The 4,629-nt window shown below is 56.2% G+C and carries 3 protein-coding genes and 1 riboswitch (1 of these 4 running past the window's edge); all 3 genes read right to left on the bottom strand.

Features of this window, described 5'->3' with window-relative positions:
* Positions 1–2,748, bottom strand: a 2,748-nt coding sequence (gene cobN / locus PPL9_RS20565) for a cobaltochelatase subunit CobN (RefSeq protein ID WP_057464422.1), incomplete at its 3' end; no start/stop codon positions are given.
* Positions 2,748–3,875 carry a cobalamin biosynthesis protein CobW gene (gene cobW / locus PPL9_RS20560; protein WP_057464421.1) on the bottom strand — a complete coding sequence of 376 codons (1,128 nt, stop codon included), beginning with the start codon at positions 3,873–3,875 and terminating at the stop codon, positions 2,748–2,750. The genes cobN and cobW, both read right to left, overlap by 1 nt.
* Positions 3,872–4,432, bottom strand: a complete 561-nt coding sequence (gene cobU, locus PPL9_RS20555) for a bifunctional adenosylcobinamide kinase/adenosylcobinamide-phosphate guanylyltransferase (protein WP_082597006.1) — start codon at positions 4,430–4,432, stop codon at positions 3,872–3,874. The genes cobW and cobU overlap by 4 nt, the downstream gene beginning before the upstream one ends.
* A gap of 135 nt (positions 4,433–4,567) precedes the next feature.
* Positions 4,568–4,629: riboswitch (cobalamin riboswitch) on the bottom strand; it runs 242 nt beyond the window's last position.

The following is a 4,629-nucleotide window of genomic DNA, read 5'->3' as shown; positions in this document are numbered from 1 at the left end:
CAGCGCCTGTGCGATATCACCCCCGCCGGTGCGCATATTTGCCGTTCCCCAGCAGCTCATAGCGATGCTTTGCAGCCATTCACCATGTTCCTGAAAATGCCGCATAATCAACGCGCTAGCGCTTCTATCACCCAACTTCCAGGCGACCTTTGTAGGAACGGAGCGGACGTCAACAGAATAAAAGTTACGCCCGGTTGGCAGCACATCAGGGCGACCACGCGACGGCGCACCCGATGGTCCGGGGGGGACAAACCGTCCGGCCAAGGAGGATAACACCCCGTCCACCTCAGCAGCGCCAGAGGCATCAACTGAGCGCGCAATCTCTTGTTCCAATGCCTCCAACACAGCGCAAGTCGCTGTAAACGCAGCCGGAACCACCCGCTCACCAGAAACATATGCCAGCGCCAGCGCCTCCAACCGCTCAACCGTATCCCCGCAGCTGCGCCACGGCGCGTCAACAAGTTCCTGCAAAAGCACAGGCCGTTCACCAGTCCACGCCTGCTCAAAGGCACAATCCAGTGGATCAAACTCCACCAGATTCAAATCCTCAGCAAGTGCGCGTAACAGACTGTTCTCGTGAGGCTTTTCACCACGCGGCACGCGCAGCAAAGCCACAAGCAATTCGGCCCGCTGCTCTCCTGTTGGCGACTGCCCAAGAATGTGCAACCCATCGCGGATTTGTAACTCTTTCAGGTCACACAAGTAGGCATCGAGCCGCGCCAGACGCGTGTCCTCATCCATCTGCGATGTGAGGCCGATATCCTTGTCCATACCTTCACGCGCAGCAACGCTAAGTATCTCTTTTCCAAGCGCTTTCAGGCGGCGATGGTCCACCCCTGCTGCGATGTAATACTCATCCAGCAACGTTTCCAGCTCCAGTGCAGAGCCGTGGCTCTCAGCGCGGGCCAGCGGAGGGGTAAGATGATCAATGATCACCGAGGATAACCGCCGTTTTGCCTGCGAACCCTCTCCAGGGTCGTTGACGATGAAAGGATAGATATTCGGTACAGGCCCAATCACGGCCTCAGGATAGCAAGCCTCTGATAAAGCTAATGCTTTTCCGGGGAGCCATTCCAGATTTCCATGTTTGCCAAGGTGAATAAGTGCGTCTGCCTCAAAGCTGTCGCGCAGCCACATGTACCAGGCAAGGTAATGATGCGGCGGAACAAGCGCCGGATCGTGATAAGTCTCTTTAGGATCAATATTATAGCCGCGTGCGGGCTGAATACCGACAGTGACATTGCCATAAGTCTTCAGCGCCAGCTGGAAAGAGCCATCCACAATATGCGGATCGTCCTCCGGCGCACCCCAACGTTCCTCAATCCCCTCGCGCACAACCAGAGGAAGCTGAGAAAACAACTGCTTATAGCGAGCAAGCGCAAGCACTTCCCCGCCTTTGCGTTGGTTTGCGTTGCTAAGTGCGTTGGTTGGCCCAGCCAGCAGGTCGTCTATCAACGCCTCGGAAGCTTCCGGCGCATTTTCAGCAATCTCATAACCTGCTGTTTTCATAACAGAAAGAAGATGCGTGCAAGAGGCAGGCGTATCCAGCCCAACCCCGTTTGCTATACGCCCATCCTTGTTGGGATAGTTTGCGAGGATTATGCCGACTTTGCGTTGATTTGCGTTTTTGTGTTTCAGCTGCGCCCAATTGGCCGCCAAAGCTGCCACAAACTCAATCCGGTCCGGTTTTGGCACAAAACGAACAAGCGAACATTGGGTCCTGACATCACGCCCACCTTCTTCCTTAAACGAGATCGCCCGCGTCAAAAGACGACCATCAATTTCAGGAAGCACCACATGCATGGCAAGGTCACGCGGGGATAAGCCCTGATCACTCTCCGCCCACCCTTCTTCCGAGGAAGATGACAAAACGATCTGCAGAACACATGCACCTGGATTGTCCAACACCGTGCCGGAATGAACAGCACCTGCACTCGACAAAGCAAAGGCTGTGGCATTCAAAACCACGTCCGGCGGGCACTGCTCAAACACACTGGAAACAACACCAGCGCATTCCGCAGTTTTCAGGCTCGCCACATAAAGCACCAGCGGGTTTATCCCCTGTGCCTCAAGCGCATGGCATAATGCCTGCACTGGCTCGATTGCACCGCTCTGGTACAGCGCCCGATAAAACACAATTGCCGCGACCGGACGGCTTGGGTCTTTCCAACTCGCCCGCACATCATCTAAGGAAGGAAGCGAATGCCCTTGCAGCACCAGCCCAGCCCTCGGCAACGCCATTGGCTCCGATGGGGCCTCGACAGGCAACTCCGCACTCTGCGCGGCATAAAGCAAAGCGTTAGAAAGGTTCTCCGCTCCGCCCTCAATCAAGTATCGCCACAACATCTGCGCAACAGACAAACGCACGGTGGAGCGCTTCGCCAGCTCTTCATCCCACTTGTCATCACCGGGCAGCAGAACCAGCTTCACCCCGTCAGCGCGGGCAGCCGCTTCCAGCCGCTCAACGCCGTAACGCCAGTATTCAACACCGCCTAAAAGGCGCACCACAACAAGCTTGGAGGCCTGAATGGTCTGCTCAACATAAAGATCAACAGAGTACGGATGCGACAGCGCCAGAAAACTGGCAAGCCGAAGAGAGTAGCCCTCATGCTGAGCATGCGCCGCCGCAAGCCCGGCAAGCTCTGTGTCTGCTGCGCTTAAAAACACAACATCCGCAGGCGCCTGCTCAAGGTCAACAGCCTCTTCACCATCATCCAATCGGCGTGATTGCCCGACAAGTACGTGCATCAGGCCTGAACCAACTCAAATTCACTCAGCGCAGCCTGCACACTGTGCTTGTCCAGCCCCGCAAGGCCGATCACAACAAGTTTGGAGTGGCTTTCACTGCCAGCTGCAAACCAGGCCTCCACACGCGGCCCAACCGCCTGCACCAGCACCGGCGCGGTTTTGCCCTCAACCACCAAACTGCCCTTAATGCGCAACACACCAGAAACCTTCATGGCCGCTTCCACCTGTGCCTTCACCTCATCAATTGAAGCAAACCGGCGGGTTGGCAGTACAAAACTCTCAAAATCATCATGAGAATGATCGTGATGATGATGGTGGTCGTGGTCGTGGTCGTGGTCGTGGTCGTGGTCGTGGTCGTGGTCGTGGTCGTGAGCATGCTGCGCTTCATGGTGAGACAGACGCAAGTCCATATCATCTTCCGCGCCGGCATCACGGCCAAGCAGAACATCCAGCGCCAGCTCGCCATGAGAGGCAGCCACAATCTCAACCCCCTTGCGAACACGGCCACGGATCGTCTGCTTCACCGCCGCCAGCTCTGCCTCGCTCAAAAGGTCCGCTTTGGAAAGTACAACAAGGTCAGCACAGGTCAGCTGATCCGCAAACAGCTCTTCCACCGGGCTTTCATGGTCCAGCGCATCATCCGCTGCCCGCTGCGCAGCAACGGCCTCTTCATCGCAGGCTACTTTGCCAACAGCAACAGCCGGTGCGTCTACCACGGTCACCACACTGTCAACGGTCACGCGCGGCTTGACAGAAGGCCAGTTGAACGCACGCACCAACGGCTGTGGCAGGGCAAGGCCAGAGGTTTCAATCACAACCACATCCGGCACCTGCTCGCGCTCCAGCAACATTTCCATGGTTGGCAGAAAATCATCAGCTACTGTGCAACAAATGCAGCCATTGGCCAGCTCCACCACTTCATCAGCAGAACAGTCTGGGTCTGCACAGCCATTCACCAGTGAGCCATCAAAACCCATTTCGCCGAATTCATTGACGATCAGCGCAATGCGCTTGTTCTGTGCCTTCATCAGCAGGTTGCGTACCAGCGTGGTTTTTCCGGCACCCAGAAAACCAGTGATAATGACAGCAGGGATTTTTTTAGAAGGCGCAGCAAAAGAAACAGTCATAGGGAAATCTCCGGAAAAACAGCAGGCTTCAGCTGCAAAGGCTGTCCAGCAGCCACAAACATCACAAAATGGCAGAGGTCGGCGACACGCTGGTTCAGGCGGCCAGCTTCATCTCGAAAGGCGCGGGCCATGGCGTTTTCAGGTACAATGCCCATGCCCACTTCATTGCCAACAAACACAACAGGGCACGGCAAAGAGCTAAGAACCGCCTCAAGCCGCTCAAGCTCCACGGTCCAGTCCCGCGACCCGTGCATAAGGTTGGAAAGCCAAAGTGTCAGGCAATCAACGAGGATCGCACGATCGCTGCTGGCATGCGTTTCCAGCACGCGCACAAGCTCCAGCGGTTCCTCAACAGTGTCCCAAAGGTCGCCGCGCTGCATCTTATGATGCGTGATGCGCTCCTCCATTTCACCGTCAAAGGCCTGTCCTGTCGCGATATAAGTCGGGCGCCGCCCGCTGCTTATAACCAGCTTTTCCGCATATGCGCTTTTCCCGGAACGAGCTCCACCCGTAACCAAGCAATGGCGAACACGAAGGTCGCCTCTCTGTTCAGCCATCTGGGTTAGCTGGTCAGCAAGCGCAAAGAAGCCGGGGCTTCAATCAAAGAATATGAAAGTACAGCAACTGTCTCGCACGGAGACAGGAAAATATGCGTCATGAGCACCTCTCGCCGTCCACCCGACAGCAGTCCTATGTCAAATCATATCTCCAGCCGGTCTCCTGGCTTGCGGCTCAACCGACCATAGCCCCTTCC

This window comes from Pseudovibrio sp. POLY-S9 (assembly GCF_001431305.1).
In the GTDB taxonomy this organism is placed as follows: domain Bacteria; phylum Pseudomonadota; class Alphaproteobacteria; order Rhizobiales; family Stappiaceae; genus Pseudovibrio.
This window is presented reverse-complemented; position numbering and strand designations above follow the sequence as displayed.